Origin of the sequence: Alkanindiges illinoisensis, from assembly GCF_004377485.1 — a bacterium.
GTDB lineage: Bacteria > Pseudomonadota > Gammaproteobacteria > Pseudomonadales > Moraxellaceae > Alkanindiges > Alkanindiges illinoisensis_A.
On sequence record NZ_SNTY01000016.1, the window covers coordinates 21,078 to 41,780 of the forward strand.

18 protein-coding genes are annotated in these 20,703 nt (G+C 44.7%); 10 read left to right on the forward strand and 8 right to left on the reverse strand.

Annotation, left to right across the window (positions count from 1 at the left end; translation table 11 throughout):
• The first annotated feature begins 120 nt into the window (after positions 1 to 120).
• The 4 genes from galU (at position 121) to E2B99_RS05505 (ending at position 4,920) form a co-directional block, all read left to right on the forward strand.
• Positions 121 to 1,008, forward strand: a complete 888-nt coding sequence (gene galU, locus E2B99_RS05490) for a UTP--glucose-1-phosphate uridylyltransferase GalU (RefSeq protein ID WP_134243949.1) — start codon at positions 121 to 123, stop codon at positions 1,006 to 1,008.
• Positions 1,009 to 1,020: 12 nt separating this feature from the next.
• Entirely contained in the window at positions 1,021 to 2,295 is a 1,275-nt protein-coding gene (locus E2B99_RS05495) for a UDP-glucose dehydrogenase family protein (RefSeq protein ID WP_134243950.1), read from the forward strand.
• A 1-nt stretch (position 2,296) separates the two neighbouring features.
• The gene (gene pgi / locus E2B99_RS05500) at positions 2,297 to 3,958 is read left to right on the forward strand and encodes a glucose-6-phosphate isomerase (RefSeq protein ID WP_134243951.1); all 1,662 of its coding nucleotides are present in this window, start codon (positions 2,297 to 2,299) and stop codon (positions 3,956 to 3,958) included.
• An 89-nt stretch (positions 3,959 to 4,047) separates the two neighbouring features.
• Entirely contained in the window at positions 4,048 to 4,920 is an 873-nt protein-coding gene (locus E2B99_RS05505; RefSeq protein WP_134243952.1) for a hypothetical protein, read from the forward strand.
• Positions 4,921 to 4,971: 51 nt separating this feature from the next.
• Here the strand turns inward: E2B99_RS05505 and E2B99_RS05510 are convergent, their stop codons facing one another.
• The 3 genes from E2B99_RS05510 to E2B99_RS05520 all read right to left on the reverse strand — a co-directional run bounded on the left by E2B99_RS05510 (position 4,972) and on the right by E2B99_RS05520 (position 7,710).
• Complete coding sequence (locus E2B99_RS05510) at positions 4,972 to 6,354, reverse strand: phosphomannomutase CpsG (protein WP_134243953.1); 1,383 nt, start codon at positions 6,352 to 6,354, stop codon at positions 4,972 to 4,974.
• 87 nt (positions 6,355 to 6,441) lie between these two features.
• Positions 6,442 to 7,314: a lysophospholipid acyltransferase family protein gene (locus E2B99_RS05515; RefSeq protein WP_134243954.1), complete on the reverse strand. Its 873-nt coding sequence runs from the start codon at positions 7,312 to 7,314 to the stop codon at positions 6,442 to 6,444.
• Between the two features lie 24 nt (positions 7,315 to 7,338).
• A complete protein-coding gene (locus E2B99_RS05520) occupies positions 7,339 to 7,710 on the reverse strand; it encodes a hypothetical protein (protein ID WP_134243955.1) in 372 nt (123 codons plus the stop codon).
• Between the two features lie 81 nt (positions 7,711 to 7,791).
• Between E2B99_RS05520 and E2B99_RS05525 the strand changes: the two genes are divergently transcribed.
• Complete coding sequence (locus E2B99_RS05525; protein ID WP_240687748.1) at positions 7,792 to 8,637, forward strand: phosphodiester glycosidase family protein; 846 nt, start codon at positions 7,792 to 7,794, stop codon at positions 8,635 to 8,637.
• A 52-nt stretch (positions 8,638 to 8,689) separates the two neighbouring features.
• Here E2B99_RS05525 and E2B99_RS05530 read toward each other — a convergent pair whose 3' ends face one another.
• Together E2B99_RS05530 and aspS are read right to left on the reverse strand one after the other, a co-directional pair.
• On the reverse strand, positions 8,690 to 8,914 hold the full coding sequence (locus E2B99_RS05530) for a hypothetical protein (protein ID WP_134243956.1): 225 nt from the start codon (positions 8,912 to 8,914) through the stop codon (positions 8,690 to 8,692).
• Between the two features lie 230 nt (positions 8,915 to 9,144).
• A complete protein-coding gene (gene aspS / locus E2B99_RS05535) occupies positions 9,145 to 10,932 on the reverse strand; it encodes an aspartate--tRNA ligase (protein ID WP_134243957.1) in 1,788 nt (595 codons plus the stop codon).
• Positions 10,933 to 11,297: 365 nt separating this feature from the next.
• Here aspS and E2B99_RS05540 point away from each other — a divergent pair, with 365 nt between their 5' ends.
• A complete protein-coding gene (locus E2B99_RS05540) occupies positions 11,298 to 13,451 on the forward strand; it encodes a TonB-dependent receptor (RefSeq protein WP_166738996.1) in 2,154 nt (717 codons plus the stop codon).
• A 69-nt stretch (positions 13,452 to 13,520) separates the two neighbouring features.
• Here E2B99_RS05540 and E2B99_RS05545 read toward each other — a convergent pair whose 3' ends face one another.
• The gene (locus E2B99_RS05545; RefSeq protein WP_134243959.1) at positions 13,521 to 13,862 is read right to left on the reverse strand and encodes a hypothetical protein; all 342 of its coding nucleotides are present in this window, start codon (positions 13,860 to 13,862) and stop codon (positions 13,521 to 13,523) included.
• Positions 13,863 to 14,032: 170 nt separating this feature from the next.
• Complete coding sequence (locus E2B99_RS05550) at positions 14,033 to 14,290, reverse strand: type B 50S ribosomal protein L31 (RefSeq protein WP_134243960.1); 258 nt, start codon at positions 14,288 to 14,290, stop codon at positions 14,033 to 14,035.
• A 165-nt stretch (positions 14,291 to 14,455) separates the two neighbouring features.
• Here E2B99_RS05550 and E2B99_RS05555 point away from each other — a divergent pair, with 165 nt between their 5' ends.
• Complete coding sequence (locus E2B99_RS05555) at positions 14,456 to 15,931, forward strand: phospholipase D family protein (RefSeq protein ID WP_134243961.1); 1,476 nt, start codon at positions 14,456 to 14,458, stop codon at positions 15,929 to 15,931.
• 90 nt (positions 15,932 to 16,021) lie between these two features.
• On the opposite strand, the gene E2B99_RS05560 is transcribed toward E2B99_RS05555, so the two are convergent.
• On the reverse strand, positions 16,022 to 16,840 hold the full coding sequence (locus E2B99_RS05560; protein ID WP_134243962.1) for a rhomboid family intramembrane serine protease: 819 nt from the start codon (positions 16,838 to 16,840) through the stop codon (positions 16,022 to 16,024).
• Between the two features lie 140 nt (positions 16,841 to 16,980).
• On the opposite strand from E2B99_RS05560, the gene mtgA reads away from it, so the two are divergent.
• The 3 genes from mtgA to E2B99_RS05575 all read left to right on the forward strand — a co-directional run bounded on the left by mtgA (position 16,981) and on the right by E2B99_RS05575 (position 20,609).
• Positions 16,981 to 17,664 (forward strand): monofunctional biosynthetic peptidoglycan transglycosylase, encoded by a 684-nt coding sequence (mtgA, locus tag E2B99_RS05565; RefSeq protein ID WP_134243963.1) that lies wholly within the window; start codon positions 16,981 to 16,983, stop codon positions 17,662 to 17,664.
• 117 nt (positions 17,665 to 17,781) lie between these two features.
• Positions 17,782 to 19,863, forward strand: a complete 2,082-nt coding sequence (gene ppk1, locus E2B99_RS05570) for a polyphosphate kinase 1 (RefSeq protein ID WP_134243964.1) — start codon at positions 17,782 to 17,784, stop codon at positions 19,861 to 19,863.
• 224 nt (positions 19,864 to 20,087) lie between these two features.
• Positions 20,088 to 20,609 (forward strand): hypothetical protein, encoded by a 522-nt coding sequence (locus E2B99_RS05575; protein WP_134243965.1) that lies wholly within the window; start codon positions 20,088 to 20,090, stop codon positions 20,607 to 20,609.
• Positions 20,610 to 20,703 lie beyond the last annotated feature (94 nt).

A 20,703-nucleotide genomic window follows, 5' to 3' on the forward strand; every position in this document is an offset into this window, starting at 1 on the left:
CTTTGAGGCTTCAATATTCTTTTGCAAGAGGTCTAATTAAGTTTCAAAATAAATTTGAGTACGGCCTGATCTATGACAGAATAAATTTTTGTTGGGTCGATTTATGATTTAGAGAATTTTATGACTGTAAAAAAAGCAGTTTTACCGGTAGCAGGATTGGGAACACGTTTTTTACCGGCCAGCAAATCAATTCCAAAGGAAATGGTTACAGTGGTAGACCGCCCAGTAATTGATTATGTGGTGCAGGAAGCCGTAGCAGCAGGCATTGAGCAAATTATTCTGGTCACACATTCTTCCAAGCGTGCCATTGAAGACTATTTTGATAGTTATTATGAGCTGGAAGATACCCTGCAAAAAAAGAACAAGCTTCAGCTATTAGAAACCATTCAAACAATTATTCCTAAAGGAGTAAGTGTGGTAGCCGTACGCCAGCCGCAGCCCTTGGGTTTAGGACATGCAGTGCTGTGTGCCAAATCGGTGATTGGTAATGAACCGTTTGCTGTGCTGTTACCGGATGTACTGGTTAAAAGCACGAATGCTCAGAAAGGCAATGATCTGCAACACATGATTAACCATTATACCCAAACACATCATTCACAAGTGATGGTAGAGCAGGTGCCTGCTGAACTGGTTTCCCAATATGGAATAGTTAATATTGCCGGACAAAAACTTGAGGCTGGGCAAAGTCTACAATTACAGGGAATTGTAGAAAAACCAAAAATTGATCAAGCACCTTCCAGCCTGGCTGTGGTTGGGCGTTATGTGCTGCCTGCACGGATTTTAAGCCTGCTGGAACAAACAAAGCCGGGAGCGGGTGGCGAAATTCAGTTAACTGATGCCATTGCTAGCCTCATGCATGAAGAGTTTGTGGATGCTTATCGGATGTCTGGTAAAACTTATGACTGTGGCAGCAAGCTGGGTTATCTGGAGGCTATTTTAAGCTATGGAATTGATCATCCCGAACTGGGCAAAGACTTTATAAACCTGATTCAAAACTCCCTTAAGTAATAGACTGGTACAATGAAAATACATGTTTATGGCGATAACCTGTGCGCATTGGTGAGTGCCGCCCTGTTTGCCTCTGTGGGTCATGATATCTGGTTATGTTTACCGGAAGGCCGAGTTAAGCATATGCTGGATATCGGTGGAGAGGCCTATCCTGAGCCTCGCTTACAGAGTTTATTGGACCTGCAACGCAAAGAGCAGCGGCTGATATATACCCATTTAAATGAGCCTCTACCTGATGATTTAGAAGCGGTATTCCTGGCATTTGCACCCAAGGACTTTAGTCTGGCTGAGCAGATTGTTAAAAAGCTTGGCACTCATGATCAACAAATACTGGTCATTAATCAGTCTACTTTTGCTGTTGGTTGTTCAGCGCGCTTGGCCAATCATTTATCGAGCCAGCAAAGTCTGGTTTATGTCCCCGATTTTATTCAGGAGGGGGTAGCCATTGATAGTATTGCACGACCCAACAAAATTATTCTGGGCATGGATGATCCGCGTGCTGAAAACCAGATCCGTGAGATTTTCAGGCCATTTAACCGGCTAAAGGATCATTTTTTGAAAATGTCTCTACGTGAGGCAGAATTTACCAAGCTGGCTGTATCAGGCATGCTGGCTACCCGCATTAGCTTTATGAACGATTTATCCAATGTGGCAGATGCGATTGGCGTTGATATTGAGCAAATTCGTGTTGGCATGGGAAGCGACAAGCGCATTGGTGAGGCGTATTTATATCCGGGTTGTGGCTTTGGTGGGCAAAGTTTTTCTGAGGATGTGATTAATCTGGCGCAAACGGTGTCAGGTGTAGGGATTAAAAGCAAGCTGCTACATCAGGTACTGCAAATTAATGAAGACCAGAAAGAAGTACTATTTAGAAAATTATGGCGCTACTTCGACTGTGACTTAAGTAATAAAACTGTTGGAATCTGGGGAGCCGCCTATAAACCGAATACCAACAAGATCGACAATGCACCCATTTTAAAAATTCTTGAAGCACTTTGGTCACAAGGTGCAGTGGTTAAATTACATGACCCGGTTGCCTTGGAAAAAATTGCCCAGCTTTATGGACAGCATGAGCAATTAATTTTATGCGAGTCACAATATGATGCCGCAACGAATGTAGATGCCTTGATGCTGGTCACCGAATGGAAACAATACTGGAATCCCAATTTCCGGCGCTTAAAGCAATCCATGAATCACCCGCTCATTCTGGATGGGCGCAATATTTATAATCCGTATTATTTAAAAGATCTGGGCTTTGAATATGTTGGCATCGGACGGGGAATATAAGATGCAGGTTGATCATTCACTTCCACCTTATGAACAGCTTAAAAAATATGCTGAGCTTTCAAAAACAGTTCATTTAAAGGATTTATTTGATCAGGACGCAGCCCGGTTTGACCAGTTTAAACTGGAAATAGGGCCTTTGCTGTTTGACTACAGCAAGCAGCGGGTTACCCGCGATATTCTGGACGCATTGAACCGGTTTGCAGATGCTGCCCAGTTGCGTAGCTGGATGGAAAAACTATTTCAGGGTGACAGGGTTAACAATACTGAAAACCGTGCTGCCATGCACTGGGCCTTACGTGTTCCAAACCTATCAGATGCAGAACGACAGCAGCCAGCCTCAGCACTTGATAATCAGATTTTACAGGCCATTCATAAGCAGATTGATCACATGGGTTTTCTGGTGGATCAGTTACATCGTGGCCAGTACCGGGGCTGTACCGGAGAGGTCATTACTGATGTCGTGAACATTGGCGTTGGTGGTTCAGACCTTGGCCCACTTATGGTTAGCCGTGCACTCGAAGATTACCGGATTAAAACACCGCAAAACCTACAGGTTCATTTTGTGTCGTCTATGGATGGCAGTCAGGTATCGCATGTATTGCATGAGCTACGGCCTGAAACCACCCTGTTTATTATTTCATCAAAATCTTTTACAACGGTAGATACCTTATATAACGCTGAAACTGCCAGAACATGGCTTGAGCGTAAGCTGGGTCGTAATTCACAGGTAGACCGCTGCCATTTTATTGGTGTGTCGACCAATAAAGAAAAAATGACGGAGTGGGGAATTTATCCTGAGCATCAACTTAGCATGTGGGACTGGGTGGGTGGCCGCTTTTCATTATGGTCAACAATTGGCATGCCGATTGCCCTCACCATTGGTATTGAGGGCTTTAAGCAGTTGCTAGCGGGTGCGCATTTTATGGATCAGCACTTTCAAAATGCGCCGTGGTCTGAAAATCTGCCTGTGCTGATGGGGTTGATTGGCATATGGAATACCAATTTCCTCAATATTAAAACGCAAGCTATTTTGCCCTATGACGGGCGGCTGGAGTATCTGGCAGATTATTTACAACAGCTTGAAATGGAATCCAATGGCAAGTCGGTAACCCGTGAAGGGGAGCGCGTCAAGCTTGGAACCTGCCCAATCATTTGGGGTAATGTGGGACCAAATGCCCAGCATGCGTTTTATCAGCTTTTGCATCAGGGTACTGAACCGATTACCTGTGATTTTATTGCGCCAGCCTTACGTTACCATGCCCGTGAAAAGTTGCATGCAGAGGCCGCCAGTGAGTTGCAGGCACAACACCAGTTGGCGCTGGCCAATTGTTTGGCACAGTCCCGTTTGCTGGCACTGGGTGAGGGCGCTCTGGATGAAGGCTATAATGATTTGCCCGTGTATAAACGATATTATGGCAATCAATCCAGTTCGACTATTTTGCTGCATGAGTTAAATCCCTTTAGCTTGGGCGCTTTACTGGCAGCTTATGAGCATAAGGTGTTTGTCCAGTCGGTGATTTGGGGAATTAATCCATTTGACCAATGGGGCGTGGAGATGGGCAAGGAAATTGCCAAGGAACTGCTACCCGCCCTACAAGGCAAGCAAGCCAGCAAGCAGTTTGATTCGTCAACAGAAGGCTTATTGCGCTTTATTTTGCAGTAAAAATCAAAATTTAATTATAATAACCTTTGCGTTTTATCCTTAAAATTTTCAGGATAAAACGCTTTTTAAATTATTAAACGGAAAACAAAATGACAAAATTATTATTGCTATGCAGCCTATTGTTTATAGGTGCTATTCAATCCAATTATGCTCAAAATCAACAGGAATTTATAGAAACTGTACAGTTAAACCGGCAAACAACTTCATTGGAATTTAAGGATATTTTAAAAAATATTTATGCGCACCAAATTGTTAATCATCAACACTACGATAACGAGGCAGACTTTAAACCTTATGCCAAGACTGTATTTTTTGATGTGGCCGCCCAAGAGCAGCAGTTAGTGCTAATGCATCCAGTCGTTTCTTATAAAAACTCAGCAGGTGAAATGCGTTATTTTATATTGTTAGAGAAATTAGCTGTTGGCAGCGGTGGGTTCATTAAAAGCTGTAATGCCTGCAGTGCAAAAGCGGATTTTTTAGTTTTTAAGAAACAGGAAAATGGTAGATTTTATCTGATCAATTACCAGTTAAATGTAGATGATTTACCAGGTGGTGCGGGACGATTAAAACTGGATATAAAACAGATTAGAAAAAATTTGCAGCCTATGGGCAAAAATCTGATCGGGAGTTATTTTATAGGGCATTACACGGGTGCGGGTGGAGAAGCAGGTTCTGAATGGTATAGCTTATTTTTATCAGAGCAGGATAAAATTCAGGTGGTCGAGATTGGTATGGCAGGTCATGATAGCAGTTCCTTTTATGCCGATCGCCCTGAGTATGCCTCTGTGACAACCTCAATATTAAAAATTCTGCCCAATGATCAAGCTTTTTATCCTATTGAGATAAGTTATAAAACTTTGTCTGGAGAAAAAGAAAAGGCAACTTTTGAAAAAAGCCGCTTTATATTTGATGGTAAAACCAATAATTATGTTGAGAAAAAATTGGGAAACCTAAAAAAATAAGCTTACTCCCCTTTGCTCAGGGGAGTTTTTATTGCAGTGCTATTAAAAAAATTACACGGTTTTATTTTCAATTAAACGGGTGAGCAAATCAATATATTGCTCAACGCCATTATTTTCCAGCCAGCCTTTGCTTTCAATATTCAAGCGTAATAACGGCTCGGTGTTGGAAGCACGCAAGTTAAAGCGCCAGTTGCCAAAATCAAGGCTAATGCCATCAATGGTGTCCATAACAGGTTGCTGGGGTGCAAAATAATCAAGTACACGTTGAATAGTGGCCTTGCTGTCATCAACCACAAAATTGATTTCACCACTACATGGAAATTTGGCAATCCGTTCATTCACCAATTCGGATAAAGGCTTGCCAGTTTGGGAAATCAGTTCAATTACCAAAAGCCAGGGAATCATGCCGCTGTCACAGTAGGCAAAATCACGAAAATAATGGTGTGCGCTCATTTCGCCGCCATATATGGCATTATCCCGGCGCATTTGCTCTTTAATAAAAGCATGCCCACATTTGGACTGAATGGCTTCACCCTTGCTTTCCTCGACCATATCAATGGTATTCCAGGTCAGGCGTGGGTCATGAATGATTTTTTCACCCGGAGATTTAAGTAAGAAGGCCTGAGCCAACAAGCCAACAATATAATAGCCTTCAATAAATTGGCCAGTTTCATCAAACAGGAAACAACGGTCAAAATCACCATCCCAGGCAATGCCAAGATCAGCCTGATGCGCCAGCAACGCATCGCGAGTGGCAGCGCGGTTTTCCGGCAGTAACGGGTTGGGAATCCCGTTTGGAAAATTGCCATTGGCTTCATGGTGAACTTTAATAAATTCAACAGGCACATTGTGCTGTACAAATTGCTGCTCTATAGCGTCAATCACATGACCAGCCGCGCCATTTCCAGCATTAACTACCAGCTTGAGTGGCTTTAACTGACCAATGTCAATATAGGTCAGCAGGTGTTCAACAAATTCTTTTAAAATGGATTTTTGTATTAAGGTACCTTTTTGCAGGCCTTCTACAAAATCCTGACTTTCCGCCAGTGCCTGAATTTCTTTTAAACCACTATCGGCGCTAATCGGGTAAGCATTTTCACGCACCAGTTTCATGCCATTGTAATCCATGGGATTGTGGCTGGCAGTAACTTCAATACCGCCCTGCACATCTAGATGAAATGCACCGAAATAAACTTCTTCAGTACCTGTCATGCCAAGGTCAATCACATTAACCCCAGCATCCATCAGGCCACGTGCAGTCGCTTGCTTAAGACCTTCACTGGTTAAACGAATATCACTGCCAACCACGACGGTTTTAGGCTGGTAAATCTGGCCATAGGCGCGGCCGATCCGGTAGGCAATATCTTCATTGAGTTCTGTGCCAAGGCGGCCACGAATGTCATAGGCTTTAAAACAGGTGAGGGGTGTTGTCATGTTGTTTAAGCATCATTTTTCGGTCAATATAGTTTAATTTTAGCTTATTTTTACTTAAGATTTTGATTCATTTTAAGTTAATTTTTTTTAAGGCTTTTTATAAACATTGGACAGATTTTGCATCTGCTTAAAGCGCTTGTAACCCCACATGTATTGCTCGGGAGCACGGGCAATCATGCGTTCAATCTCGGTATTCATTGTCTTTACCGATACCTGTAAATCCTGATCCAGAATCCGGTGGTCCAGTAGCTCACAAACAATATCAAAGCCTGATAAATCTGGCCGACGGATACAACTAAGGCCAAGCACACTGCACTGGGTTTTTTGCGCCAGTTTGGATACCAAGGTGGTGGTTAAAACCGAATGGCCAAAAAAAGGGGCGTAAATCCCACCGGAATGATCCGGTACATGATCCGGTAAAATCGCAGTAAAGCCACCAGTTTTGAGCGCCTTAAAAATGGCACGTACGCCAGAATCATTGGTGGGTACGAGGGTGGCGTTCAAGCGCTGGCGAGCTTCAAGCATAAAACGGTCAACACCAGCATCCTTGCTGGGTTTATACATAATGACTGGACTGGCGTACTGGTTTAGCCAGGCATTCATCAGCTCCCATGTGCCAAAGTGCGGTACAACAGCAATGACACCTTTCGGGTTCTTCAGGGCTTGTAGCAAAATATCAGTGCCTGAAATACTGTGGATTTGCGCGAGGCTGTAGGATGTTGGCATACCCCAGCTTTTAATGGATTCAGCGGCAGTCAGGCACTGGCTGTAAATACTGGCTCGTTCCAGTTGAAGCCGTTGCTGCTGGCTTAACTGGGGATAGGTGAGTGACAGGTTAACACGCACCACCCAGCGCATACCTGCATAGGGCATGATGATGATAAACAGGGCAACCCAGCGCGCCAAATAGTGCAGGACTGGAAGTGGCAGGCGCGCAAGAATCTTGAGTAAAAAATACATGACAGGATATGTGTTTCCAGCAAACTAGTTATTGCTGAGCACTACCCAGCCACGATCGTGCTTGACTACGGTCATTGTGCCATTTTGCGTGCTAGGCCCAACCAGTGGTAAATCCAGCTTCACCTGAATATCACAGCGATATTGTTTGGTATTGTTTGATTCTTGCTGGCTTTGATTGTTCTGATTGGCAGAAGCTTCAGGCTGTTCGCAGGACAGCTTTTTAAAATCCTGCAAACCAATTTTCATGCGGTCACCACCAATTTTTACAGCAAGCTGATTGGCTTCTGCCAGTGACTTTTCATAGGCTTGCCGTAATTCTGGTTCAGTGGGTTCACGGGAGCAACCAGTTAATAAAATAGCTGTTGTTAAACTTATTATTGTTAAAAAAAGACGCATGCGTGTGTCCATCCCAAGAGTTAAACTATTTTACTCAAAAATATTTTGTGCTTAAACCAAAAACTGACATAAGGTGCAGTGATGACTACCAATCAAAGGCCTAGCTTCATAAAAAAACAGCTTAAACACTTACTGTTTGCCGGTATCACAGGGTTGATGACCTTGCAAAACAGTCAGGCTATTGAAGTACAAACCTTGCCACTTGCCAATACCCGGGCTGTGGTGGTGACGGTGGATATTAAAAAAGATAACCTGCAATTGTTTTTAAAGGATAATCGTGGAAATCCTTACCAGTCGTTTGCAGCGATTAATCAGCAATTATTAAAACAGCAATCAGCACAGCAACAACCCGCATCCCAACAACTCATCTTTGCCATGAATGCTGGCATGTTTCATCCCAACTATTTGCCGGTTGGTTTGTATGTTGAGCAGGGCAGTGAGCTATATCCCTTAAATACGGAAACAGGTACAGGCAACTTCTTTATGCAGCCGAATGGCGTATTTTTACTAAAGAAAGCAGATAAATATCCTTCAGGTGCTGATAGCGCGCAGGTGATAAGTACCGCTGATTTTCAAAGCAACCCATCCAGGCATATCTGGCTAGCAACCCAGTCGGGGCCATTGCTGATTTATAAGGGAAAGATTAATTCGCAGTTTAATCCAGCCTCAAGCTCACGTTTTATTCGCAATGCGGTAGGGGTCAAGCAATCCACCAAAGCAGTATTTGTGATTAGCGAACAGCCAGTGAGTTTTTATGAACTGGCAGACTTCTTCAAACATACCCTAAAAATAGACAATGCCTTGTATCTGGATGGAACCATTTCCAGCCTGTATTTACCTGCGTTAAATCGTCATGACCGACAAAGGTTTTTAGGGCCAATTATTGGTGTAACACAACCTGTAAAGCGGCACAGTTCAACCCAATGACAAAACAAATAACGACTACAGCAGCCAATTGTAAATTGCTTATATAAACGCCTTAGGAATCGTAGTTATCAGGATTACCCTTAATCACCATATAAAGCAGGGCCAGTAAAATCAGGGTGGCACAGAAAATTCCACTTAAAGTGTAAGTCGCCGCGCGCTGCGAATAATTTAAGTCCAGCCACTGCTGATGAACGGCTGTCTGGAGCAAAATGCACTGAAGAACAGCAAATCCAATGATTAACCAGCCATTTCGTTTTACTTCAGGACGCATTGCCATAGCTTATGCCTTTCAATACTAAAAATTATTTATAGGCCCAAATTGTCGCATGAAGCCCCAGACAGGGCAACTGAAAGGACAACTTTAAAACACTGATTGAAACAGAAACAACATTTTAAAAGTTAAAGAAAAAAAACCAGCTCAAGTATCCGGCTATAAAAAAAGCCCTCACCGGGAGAGCTTTTTTGGTGGCGCGTTATACATTAAACAATAACTTAAGCCTTGTTTACTTAATTCTGTGTTGCTTCGGCTTTTGGTTTTTCACGCAGGCGAATGCCCAGATCACGTAACTGGTTGGCATCAACAGGGGCTGGTGCCTGGGTTAATGGACATTCAGCTGTTTTGGTTTTCGGGAAGGCAATCACTTCACGGATGGAGTTTGCGCCAGTCATGAGCATCACCAGACGATCCAGACCAAAGGCCAGACCACCATGTGGTGGCGCACCATATTTCAGTGCATCCAGCAGGAAGCTGAATTTATCTTCGGCTTCCTCATCAGAAATGCCTAGCGCTTCAAACACCGCTTTTTGCATCTCAAGCGTATAAATACGCAAGCTGCCACCACCAATTTCAGTACCGTTTAATACCATGTCGTAGGCAACAGACAAGGCCTGACCCGGATTGGTTTTCATGTCCTCAACCGAACCCTTTGGCAGGGTAAATGGATGATGCACAGAGGTCCACTTGCCGTCGTCGGTTTCTTCAAACATCGGGAAATCGACCACCCACATTGGCGCCCATTCACAAGTTGCCAGTTTCAGGTCATGGCCAATCTTCACACGCAGGGCGCCCATGGCATCGTTTACAACCTTGGCTTTATCTGCGCCAAAGAAGACGATGTCGCCATTTTCAGCACCAACACGTTCCAGCAGTTGCAATACAATTGGTTCAATGAATTTGACGATAGGGGATTGCAGGCCAACAACGCCTTGGCTTAAGTCATTAACTTTGATGTAGGCCAAACCTTTGGCGCCATAAATACCCACAAATTTGGTGTATTCGTCAATTTGGCCACGACTTAACTCGCCAGCACCCGGCACACGCAAGGCTGCAATACGGCCTTTCGGGTCTTTGGCTGGGCCGGCAAATACTTTAAATTCCACATCCTGCATCAGGTCGGCCACGTCAACCAGTTTCAATGGAATACGCAGGTCTGGCTTGTCAGAGGCATAATCACGCATGGCATCGGCGTAGGTCATGCGTGGGAATTTGTCAAACTTCACGTTCAGCATGGTGTCAAACAGCTCAACGGTGAGGCCTTCCATCATTTGCATGATGTCTTCATCAGACATAAAGGAAGTTTCAACGTCGATCTGGGTAAATTCCGGTTGACGGTCAGCACGCAGGTCTTCATCACGGAAGCATTTGGCAATCTGGTAGTAACGGTCAAAACCCGCCACCATCAGCAATTGCTTGAATAACTGGGGTGATTGTGGGAGGGCAAAGAAACTGCCGGGCTGGGTACGGCTAGGCACCAGATAATCACGCGCACCTTCCGGGGTGGCACGGGTCAGGATTGGAGTTTCTACATCCAGAAAGCCATTGCGATCCATATAGTTACGAATCAGGCTGGTGACCTTGGAGCGGAACACCATACGTTCCTGCATTTCCGGGCGACGCATGTCCAGAAAGCGATATTTCAGGCGGTTTTCTTCGGACACATTGCTAAATTCATCATTTAGCGGGAATGGCGGCGTTTCAGAAACTGCCAAAGTTTCAATTTCTTTGGCCAATACTTCAATCTGGCCACTCACCATATTGGCATTTTCAGTGCCTGCATAGCGCTTGCGCACGTAGCCTTTAATTTTTAATACATATTCGGAGCGTGCACGGTCAGCAGTGGCAAATGCTTCTGGGGTATCCGGATCAATCACCACCTGAACCAGACCTTCACGGTCGCGCATGTCCAGAAAAATCACACCGCCATGATCGCGGCGACGGTGTACCCAGCCGCATAAGGTAACAGTTTGATCCAGTTGGGCTTCAGTTAAAGAGCCACAGTAATGAGTTCGCATCATGGCGCGTAGAGTCCACTAATTATCTAAAAATTTGAGCGCTTTTGGGGAACGCATGAAAACGGTCAATTATGCCTATATATAGCTATCGGCTCAAGACGCTTTTGTGCTTTTGAAATTTGTGCTTTTAAAGTTTGTGGCAGTCAAATTTTTTTATTGGCAAATTTTTACAGATGCAATATCTGGTTGTTGAATTAATATATATGTTATAACATAACATTATTCATTTGGGTTTTTATGATAACAGGCTTTAAAGAAGTCAGACTTTTGCAAGCATGCTTTTGAAAAAACAGGACAATCTTATGCACCTAAAATGTCATCCCCTCGTACAGGCAATGGCGCTGGCTATGCTACTGGCACCACTCCCCATGAGTGCATGGGCAGAAACATCGGGCGAGACCCAGCGCAATGAAGCAGAACAAAAAGCACTGGATCAGTCTGATACTGCAATATCTGCCAAGACAGCCTCTGCCAATACAAACGCAAGCATTAATACATTACCGACCATCGTGATTAGTGCGCACCCCCTGGATCGAACTGCATCTGATATTGCTACGCCAGTTAGTGTGGTTGAGCATGATCAATTGGCCAGCGGGGCAACGACATTAGGACAAGCATTGGCCGGGCAGCCGGGCATTCATGCCGATAGTTTTGGCGGTGGGGCCAGTCGCCCTGTGATTCGCGGGCAAACTGCGCCCCGGGTTAAGGTATTGTCGGATGGATCAGAAGTGATGGATGCTTCAGCGATTTCGCCTGATCATGCGGTGACGGTAGAACCATTATTATCCGAAAAAATTGAGGTGGTACGTGGACCTTCAACCTTGCTCTATGGCAGTGGTGTAATTGGTGGCGCTATTAATGTACTCGATAACAAGATTCCCAGCCGTATGCCTGAAAATAGAGTTGAGGGAGAGGTCAATTTAAGAGGCAACACAGTAGCCGATGAAAAAGCGGCAGCAGCGGCTGTCACTCTTGGGCTGGGCGAGCAGTTTGCCTTGCATGTTGAAGGAGTTAAACGCGAGACCAGTGATTATAAGGTACGTGGCTACGCGCCAGAAGGTGAGAATGAAAAACGGGTCGATGGTTCTTATGCGACAGGTGAGAATGCCAGTGTAGGGCTGTCATGGATTGGCGAACGTGGTTTTGCCGGGTTGGCCTTTACCCAGCGCAAGGATAAATATGGCTTGCCCGGTCATAGCCATGAATATGAAAGCTGCGAATTACATTACAATCAGCCACATGGTACGCATTTGCATTGTGGCGGACATGATGAGGAACATGAAGATGAAGCGGCACATGACCACGAGCACGACCATAGCCATGAAGCCGCACCTTGGATCGAACTTGACAGCAAGCGGATGGATTTTCGGGCAGAGTATGCGCAGCCATTTACCGCCTTTGACAAAATCCGTGTTAGGGTCGGTTATACCGATTACCAGCACGATGAAATAGAAGAGGGCAGCGTTGCAACCCAATTTAATAACAAGGGTTATGATGGGCGTATTGAACTCACACATGTGCCAGTGGCAGGTTTTGAAGGCGTGCTGGGTCTGCAATATGCGCGCTCGGACTTTGAAGCCAATGGCGAAGAAGCCTTTTTGCCCAAAACCCTGACTGAAAACATCAGTGCCTTTTTGCTGGAGCATTATCAGTGGAAAGATATACATTTTGAGTTGGGCGCGCGGCAGGAATGGCAAACCATTAATCCAGAACTGGGACTGGCTAAATTTAGTACGCAGGACTATGACGATACGGCCACTTCCGCGTCTTTTGCAGCCACGTGGGAATTTGTACCAGATTATGCACTGGCTTTGTCGCTGGCCCATTCTGAACGGATGCCAAACGCCCAGGAGCTATATGCCAATGGCGGCCACTTTGCCACTAACACTTATGAGCTGGGTGATGCCAATTTAAGCAATGAGAAATCCAATAATGTTGAGCTGAGCCTGCGTAAAACGGCGGGTGATTTCACCTTTGGCTTAAGTGCGTATCATAATCAGGTTGATGACTATATTTATGCCAAAACACTGGATCGCTTTGAAGATTTTCGCCTGATTCAATACACGCAGGCTAATGCCACATTTAATGGCGTTGAGGCTGAAAGCAGTTACCGCATTGACGATAATTATACAGCGACTTTGTTTGGTGATTATGTACGCGCCAAGCTGGACAGTAGCGATGCGCAAGGCAACCGTAACCTGCCACGTATTCCGGCAGCGCGTCTGGGCAGCCGTATACAGGCCAACTGGGATGCCTTGGGTGGTCAACTGGGCGGTGCACTCGAATACGCGCATGTGTTTAAGCAAAATGATATTGCCGACTATGAGTCCAACACCGCAGGCTATAACCTGATCAATGCCACGCTGGCTTATGATGGTGAGTTAAATGCCCGCAACAGCTATCGGTTATATCTGCAAATGAACAATTTGCTGGATGAAAAATACGTTAGCCATAGCTCATTTTTATCGACCATTCCGCAGCCGGGCCGTAATTTTACTGCCGGTGTGCAATTGAAATTTTAGAATATAATAAGCGTGATACTCATCTTATATAATTATAAGATGAGTAGTTATTGGTTAATAAAAAATTGTCTAATCTTTTTTCTTAAAGGGCATGTGACAATGTTGACAATTTTTCTTATAAAAACCTGTAAATAAGATAGAATTGGAAAAGAATTCTTTTTCACAAAAAGGGCATATGTTATTCATGGAGGATTTAATCGAAATAATATATAAATAGATTGCAGATAGTATGAAATAAATCAGTATAAAGTAGTTGATAAAATTGCTGTTTAAGTTTGGTATTTGAGCAAGAATTACAATTAAAGTAGCACCTATGCCAAAGATTTTAAGTGGAGCGAAATAGAGAGCTTCTTTTCTTGCGGCTATTAATTTTTTATACTGAGAAAAAGAATTTTTTTTATCATCTACCATAAAATTATCCTTTTAAGAAGTAAAAATTATTTGTGGAAATTCAATAATATTTTTCTTGATTGAGATATTACTTTAATTTTTTATATGAGAGCTATAATAAATTAAAAATAGAATCAGAAAAAAAACTCGGGTTTTAACCGAGTTTGAATAGAAGGTTTTACATAAGTTTTTTAGTTCTTGCCGCTTGCAAAACGGCCAAAACGCTTGTTAAAGCTGGCAACACGGCCTTCATTGCTGGCCTGACGCACTTCCCCGGTATAAAAGGGATGGGAGGCACTGGAAATATCCAGCGTAACATACGGATAGATTTTGCCCTCAAATTCACGGGTTTGCTTGGGCTGTAGGGTAGAGCGGATAATAAAGTACACATCGGCATTGGTATCGTGAAATAACACTTCCTGATAGGACGGATGAATATTGGCGCGCATGATTATTCTCTTTGCTTTTAAAAGTTATATTATAACATATCATTGATTAAAAATAAAAAGCGGCCAAACCTAGAAAAACAGATGAGTTACCGGATTGCATAAATACTTAAATTTTAAAGAACGGATGAATTACACTACGCTCAAGTAATTCCTCAAGAGTGATGTATGCGTTTTTTTCAGTATTTGCTTAATCAACTAAAGTGGACAAAAAAAACCATGTTGATGTTTTTACTGGCATTGTGGTGTCTGGCTTATCTGGCATCGGCAATTTATCAGGTGTATAAGCCATTACCGCAAGGCTTAAATGTGGCCTTGCCGCTACGTACTGCCGGGCAGGTACAGTTTCTGGGCGATTATACCTATACTGACAATCAGAACCAGCGCCACCAGCAGCAAGAAATTTTTGATCAGGCCTTTGACATGATCAGTCAGGCACGCCGTATGATTGTGGTGGATATGTTCCTGTTCAATGATTATGTGGGTGATTCCAAGGGCAAATACCGTAATCTGACAGCCGAGCTGACGCAGGCGCTGATTGCCAAGCATAAAAACACACCGGAAATCCAGATTGTGGTGATTACCGATCCCATTAATACTGTGTATGGCGGGCAGCTCACCCGTAACCTGCTGGATTTGCGCCAGGCCGGAATTGAAGTGATTGAAACAGATTTAAAACCACTGCGCGCGTCCAATCCCTTATGGTCTGGCTTCTGGTATTTGTGCTGCCAGTGGTTTTCCAATAACCCGGAAGCAGGCTGGCTGCCCAACCCATTGGGTAAGGATAAAATCACCCTGCGCAGTTATTTAACCCTGTTTAACTTTAAAGCCAATCATCGCAAGACCCTGATTACCGATGCGCCAGATGGCTGGCAGGCGCTGGTGACCTCGGCCAATCCGCACAATGCCAGTAGCTGGCACGACAATACTGCGCTCAAATTTTCCGGTGCGGCTGCGCTGGATGTGCTGGAAACCGAGCGTGCTGTTGCGCGAATGTCGGGTGCTGATTTGCCCTTTATTGTTGCTGCGCCACCACCACCTGCCAGTGACGACCAGCCACGTTTGCAGATCCTGACTGAAGCCAAAATTCGTGATGCCTTGCTCAACAGTTTAAACACCGCACAGCAGGGTGACCGGCTGGATATTGCCGTGTTTTATTTATCGCATCGTAAAATTATTCAATCCATCAAGGATGCAAAACAGCGCGGTGTCAATGTTCGCTTGTTATTAGATCCCAATGAAGACGCCTTTGGCCGCAAGAAAAATGGCATTCCCAATCGGCAAGTGGCCATGGAATTGAAAAAAGCTGGTGTTTCCTTGCGCTGGTGCAGTACACATGGCGAGCAGTGTCATACCAAGATGCTGGTGAAAACCAGTGGCAAAACTGGCCAAAGTGAACTCATTTTAGGCTCTGCCAATTATACCCGCCGCAACTTGAATAACCTGAATCTGGAAACTGATGTACGCTTACTCGCCCATGCAGATTATCCAGCCATTACACAGGCGCATGGCTATTTTGACCGGGTATGGACCAACCAGAATGACCAGAATTTGAGCGTGGCTTATGCAAAGTACAAGGATGAATCACAATTGAAATACTGGTGGTATCGCTTTACCGAATGGAGTGGTTTGTCGACGTTTTAAGCTGTTGTTTATTTTTGTCTATCATTGACTTAATCCCTTCTAAGCGTTAATAAAAGTTTAGAAGGGATTTTTGCATGGGCTGGTTTTAAATTATGAAGACTTAAACTGTAGTAAATAAATTGACCAGAAATGCAGTAACTGCTTTGCATGTTCAATCAGCCAATAATCGACATAGAGTAAAGTGGCTATACTTGCAGCAATAAGCGCCAGTTGCAGGCTGTATTTACTAAATCCTGAAAAGTGAAGACTAAAGCGATAGCCCAGCGCCAATATAAGTCCACCCGCAAAGCCCCCCAAATGCGCAATGCTATTAATGCCACTGACAAAAAGCCCCAAGCCCAGATTCAACAGGGCCAGCATAATCAATGCATTTTTATTGAGTAAGTATTTAGGCTCAAGGTCTTTTTTAGGCCATAACGCGGCGACCAGTAGCGCACCACCCAGCCCCATAATGGCACCGGACGCACCTGCACTGACCGAGGGCACCAGACTGTTACCCATACTGCTGGCCTGCAAGATGGCCGTGTTTGAAAACTGAAGCGCCTGATGAAGTCCGGTGTAATTGCTGGCCAGGTTACCAGCAATGCCTGCAAGCAGGTAAATCACCACATACCAGAATCGGCCATAATAAAATTCGGCATACATACCAAATAAATACAGCGCCCACATGTTCAGGAGCAGGTGCACAAAACCAATATGCAAGAACATGCTACTAAGCAAACGCCAGTTTTCACTGGTCAGGGTAAGCGGTGCAAAGTCAGCACCCCATTTGATCAGGTCAGACACACTAGGGTCAGTTGCACTGACACCACTCAATACCTGCCATGCAAACAGGCCGCAATTGATGGTAATCAGCAGGGCAGTAAGCCACCAGTAACGAAGTGGCTGTTTCAACAGATATTCATTCATGGCTGGCACTCAAGGCATTCTTCTATAGGCACATTAAAAATGCCCTGCTGATTGCATGCATGGGCATAGAAATAAAATAATTGGAGTAAAATCGGCGGCTTTGATAGCATTGCGCCACTATAACTTTTTATCTCGCTGTTATGAAGGCATTTATTGCGCGTGCTGTGTTAATTGGGATATCTGTATTTTTGCTGGTTCAACTATGGATTTTTTCCAGTCTGGTGTGGTGGAAATATCAGCCGGTTGAGCGTTCCATGTTCATGCGCATTTATGAATGGAACTATAAGCAGCCTGCCATTCGCCATGAATGGAAAGACAGTGACCGCATCAGTAATAACCTCAAGCGTGCACTCATTGCGGGTGAAGATGCCAAATTTATTGACCATTCCGGTTTTGACTGGACTGGCATTCAACTGGCACTTACCAAAAATGAGAAAAAGGGCGAGGTGGTTGCTGGTGGTTCAACCATTAGCCAGCAACTGGCCAAAAACCTGTTCTTGTTTAACCAGCGTTCTTATATTAGAAAAGGTCAGGAAGCCATTGCCACCTGGATGATGGAGCGGCTCTGGAGCAAGCAACGCATTCTAGAGGTGTATGTTAACTCGGTAGAGTTTGGCAAGGGCATTTACGGCGCTGAAGCGGCTGCGCAATATTATTTTGGCAAGTCAGCCGCCAATTTGAGTAAAAGTGAAGCGGCGCAATTAGCCGCTTACTTGCCGAATCCCAAGTATTATCAGGATCATCCCGCTGACCGCAAGGTTCGTACGCGCAAGGCCCGCATTCAGCGTTACATGGGTTATGTACGCTTGCCAAAAGATGAGTAAACCAGTCTGTTCTTAAGTTTTTTAACACTTAATGGCTGGTTTTTAAGCAGTTGTTATTGAACTGTCATTAAAAAGTAGCATACTGATTTTAATGATGAGAAGAACTGGCACACATCCATGAATCAGCAGGTAGATATTCATTCTGAAACCTATACCTTTAATAATCGCTATATCAATCGTGAACTGTCCATTCTGGATTTTCACCTAAGGGTACTTGAACAGGCGGTTGATCCACTGCATCCGCTATTGGAACGCCTGAATTTCCTGCTGATTTTTTCACGCAATCTGGATGAGTTTTTTGAAATCCGCGTGGCTGGTTTGCTCCAGCAACTGAGCTTTAGCAATGAAAGCCGCACACCGGATGGGTTAACACCAGCTGAAGTACTGGCACAGATTTCCCACACTGCCCATACCGCCATTGAGCGTCAGTACCGCATTTTAAATGAGGAAATCCTGCCGCAACTGGCCGAAGAGGATATCCGTTTCCTGCGTCGGGATGAGCTAACTGAAGAACAGGCAGCATGGGTTAAGCAATATTTCCACGAACAGGTTATGCCGGTACTCACCCCAATCAGCCTTGATCCAGCGCATCCGTTTCCACGTCTGGTGAATAAAAGCCTGAACTTTATTGTCACGCTGGAAGGCAAGGATGCTTTTGGTCGTCAGATCAATCTGGCTGTGGTGCCAGCACCGCGTTCGCTACCGCGCGTAGTCCGTTTGCCCGATGAGCTGACCAATGGGCATGATCATCATGTCATGCTGTCAGCCATTATTCATGAGCATGTGAGTGATCTGTTTCCTGGCATGACCGCCACAGGTTGTTACCAGTTCCGGGTTACGCGTAATGCGGATATGGAGCTGGACGAAGATGTAGAAGATCTGGCCAAGGCACTAAAAGGTGAGCTGAATTCGCGCCGTTTTGGCCGTGCGGTACGACTTGAAGTAACCCAAAACTGCCCTGAGCATATTGTCACCTATTTGCTTAACCGCTTTCGCTTAAAACCGGCCCAGCTGTATAAAGTAGATGGTCCAGTTAACCTTGCGCGCCTGATTTCCAACTTTAATCGCCCACACTTAAAGTACAAGCCATTTATTCCTGCGATTCCAGCCGTCCTGCAAAAAAGTGAAAATATTTTCGAGGCCATGAAAAAACAGGACATTCTGCTGCATCATCCCTTTGAATCGTTTGCACCTGTGATTACCTTGTTGCATCAGGCAGCCTGTGATCCGCAAGTGCTGGCCATCAAGCAAACCCTGTATCGCAGCGGGCCGGATTCTGAAATTGTCAAACTGCTGGCTGAAGCCGCGCGCAATGGCAAGGAAGTCACTGCTGTGATTGAGTTGCGTGCGCGTTTTGATGAGGAATCCAACATTGCGGTAGCCAACATTTTGCAGGAAGCGGGCGCAGTGGTGGTGTATGGCATTGTGGGTTACAAGACCCACGCCAAGATGATTCTGGTGGTACGCCGCGAGCAGGACAAGCTGCACCGTTATGTGCATTTGGGAACCGGCAATTACCATGCAGGCAATGCACGTATGTATACCGATTATGGCTTGCTGACAACGGATAAGGCACTGTCGGAAGACGTGCATAAAATCTTTCAGGAACTCACTGGCATGGGCAAAATGGCCAAGCTGAAAAAGCTGCTGCATGCGCCGTTTACCCTGCATTCTCAATTGTTAAGCTTTATTGAAGATGAAATTAAAAATGCCGGGGCAGGAAAACCCGCGCATATTATTATCAAGGTCAATGCACTTACCGAGCAGCAACTGATTGATGCGCTGTATCGGGCATCACAGGAAGGCGTCAAGATTGACCTGATTATTCGCTCAATCTGCTGCCTGCGCCCGCAGTTGCCCGGCTTATCTGACAACATTACCGTGCGTTCAATCGTAGGGCGTTTTCTGGAGCACACGCGGGTATTTTATTTTGCCAATAGTGGTGGGGAACCGCGTGTTTATGGTTCTAGCGCTGACTGGATGGACAGAAACCTGTTTTCACGCGTGGAAGCCTGTTTTCCGATTGAAGATCCGGTTTTAAAAAAACGCATTATTCAGCAAGGGTTGCTGAACTATCTGGAAGATAACCAGCAGGTTTGGATTCTTAAGGGAAATGGCGAGTGGAAACGGCTGGTGGCGGACGAGAATGAACAGCCGCATATGGCACAGCAAATTTTACTTGACAAGCTATCACGCTAAAAAACAGTTTTTTTTCAAAGGAATAAGACGTCATTTTAGAACGTATGGCGCTATAAAATATTAATAAAATCCTCTATGAAATCAGCGCCGATACTGCTTGGTTTTAGCCTGATTGATAAATATAGGCCAGGGCAGCAATATCAGGCGTGCTGTCATTTACCAATTTAAAAATTTGTATGACTCAATAAAACTTAACTGATTTATAAAAATACGAGGGGAATATCATGGAATTACATAGCAACCTGTATTACACCCATCCTGATGCCAGTATTATGGATAAACTGGATGCCTTATTTACCCAGCATCGGGGTAATGACAGTGTGTTCCTGCAAGGTGCGGCAACAATCAATGGGGATGAAGGCGCAGCACTGGCACAGGATTTACTGGATCAGGTCGATTCTGTTGAATTTGACCTTGGTCCGGAATCGGTATCCCGTACAGCCGGTTATTCGGTTGCCCATTTTGTGCATGGTTCTGCTGGCGATGAGTTTATTGAAGCGATCCTGTTATTTTTAAAGTCACTGTTACCTGAAATCCATGCCCAAGCCTGGGGTTGTGGCGATGATGATCCGTGGGAATTCTGGCTTAAGTTTGAGGGCGATGAGTTAGTCCGTGAGGATGATGAACCCTTTAATGATCCGGATGAAGATGAAGATATCAAGGCTTCGATTTATGTCTGGTGGCATCAGGATATGCCGGCAGAAATCAGGGAAGGTTTTTTAAACAGGGTACAAGATGATGAGTAACATGAGCTTGTCTACATGGATTCAATGCAACCAATTCGTCCAAATGCGTCCAGTAAATTAAGCTTGAATAAAAAACCCTTCTAATATGAAAGAG

Coding starts and splice junctions, on each gene's coding strand:
- galU (WP_134243949.1), top strand. CDS start 121: ATGACTGTAAAAAAAGCAGTTTTACCGGTAGCAGGATTGGGAACACGT.
- E2B99_RS05495 (WP_134243950.1), top strand. CDS start 1,021: ATGAAAATACATGTTTATGGCGATAACCTGTGCGCATTGGTGAGTGCC.
- pgi (WP_134243951.1), top strand. CDS start 2,297: ATGCAGGTTGATCATTCACTTCCACCTTATGAACAGCTTAAAAAATAT.
- E2B99_RS05505 (WP_134243952.1), top strand. CDS start 4,048: ATGACAAAATTATTATTGCTATGCAGCCTATTGTTTATAGGTGCTATT.
- E2B99_RS05510 (WP_134243953.1), bottom strand. CDS start 6,354: ATGACAACACCCCTCACCTGTTTTAAAGCCTATGACATTCGTGGCCGC.
- E2B99_RS05515 (WP_134243954.1), bottom strand. CDS start 7,314: ATGTATTTTTTACTCAAGATTCTTGCGCGCCTGCCACTTCCAGTCCTG.
- E2B99_RS05520 (WP_134243955.1), bottom strand. CDS start 7,710: ATGCGTCTTTTTTTAACAATAATAAGTTTAACAACAGCTATTTTATTA.
- E2B99_RS05525 (WP_240687748.1), top strand. CDS start 7,792: ATGACTACCAATCAAAGGCCTAGCTTCATAAAAAAACAGCTTAAACAC.
- E2B99_RS05530 (WP_134243956.1), bottom strand. CDS start 8,914: ATGGCAATGCGTCCTGAAGTAAAACGAAATGGCTGGTTAATCATTGGA.
- aspS (WP_134243957.1), bottom strand. CDS start 10,932: ATGATGCGAACTCATTACTGTGGCTCTTTAACTGAAGCCCAACTGGAT.
- E2B99_RS05540 (WP_166738996.1), top strand. CDS start 11,298: ATGAGTGCATGGGCAGAAACATCGGGCGAGACCCAGCGCAATGAAGCA.
- E2B99_RS05545 (WP_134243959.1), bottom strand. CDS start 13,862: ATGGTAGATGATAAAAAAAATTCTTTTTCTCAGTATAAAAAATTAATA.
- E2B99_RS05550 (WP_134243960.1), bottom strand. CDS start 14,290: ATGCGCGCCAATATTCATCCGTCCTATCAGGAAGTGTTATTTCACGAT.
- E2B99_RS05555 (WP_134243961.1), top strand. CDS start 14,456: ATGCGTTTTTTTCAGTATTTGCTTAATCAACTAAAGTGGACAAAAAAA.
- E2B99_RS05560 (WP_134243962.1), bottom strand. CDS start 16,840: ATGAATGAATATCTGTTGAAACAGCCACTTCGTTACTGGTGGCTTACT.
- mtgA (WP_134243963.1), top strand. CDS start 16,981: ATGAAGGCATTTATTGCGCGTGCTGTGTTAATTGGGATATCTGTATTT.
- ppk1 (WP_134243964.1), top strand. CDS start 17,782: ATGAATCAGCAGGTAGATATTCATTCTGAAACCTATACCTTTAATAAT.
- E2B99_RS05575 (WP_134243965.1), top strand. CDS start 20,088: ATGGAATTACATAGCAACCTGTATTACACCCATCCTGATGCCAGTATT.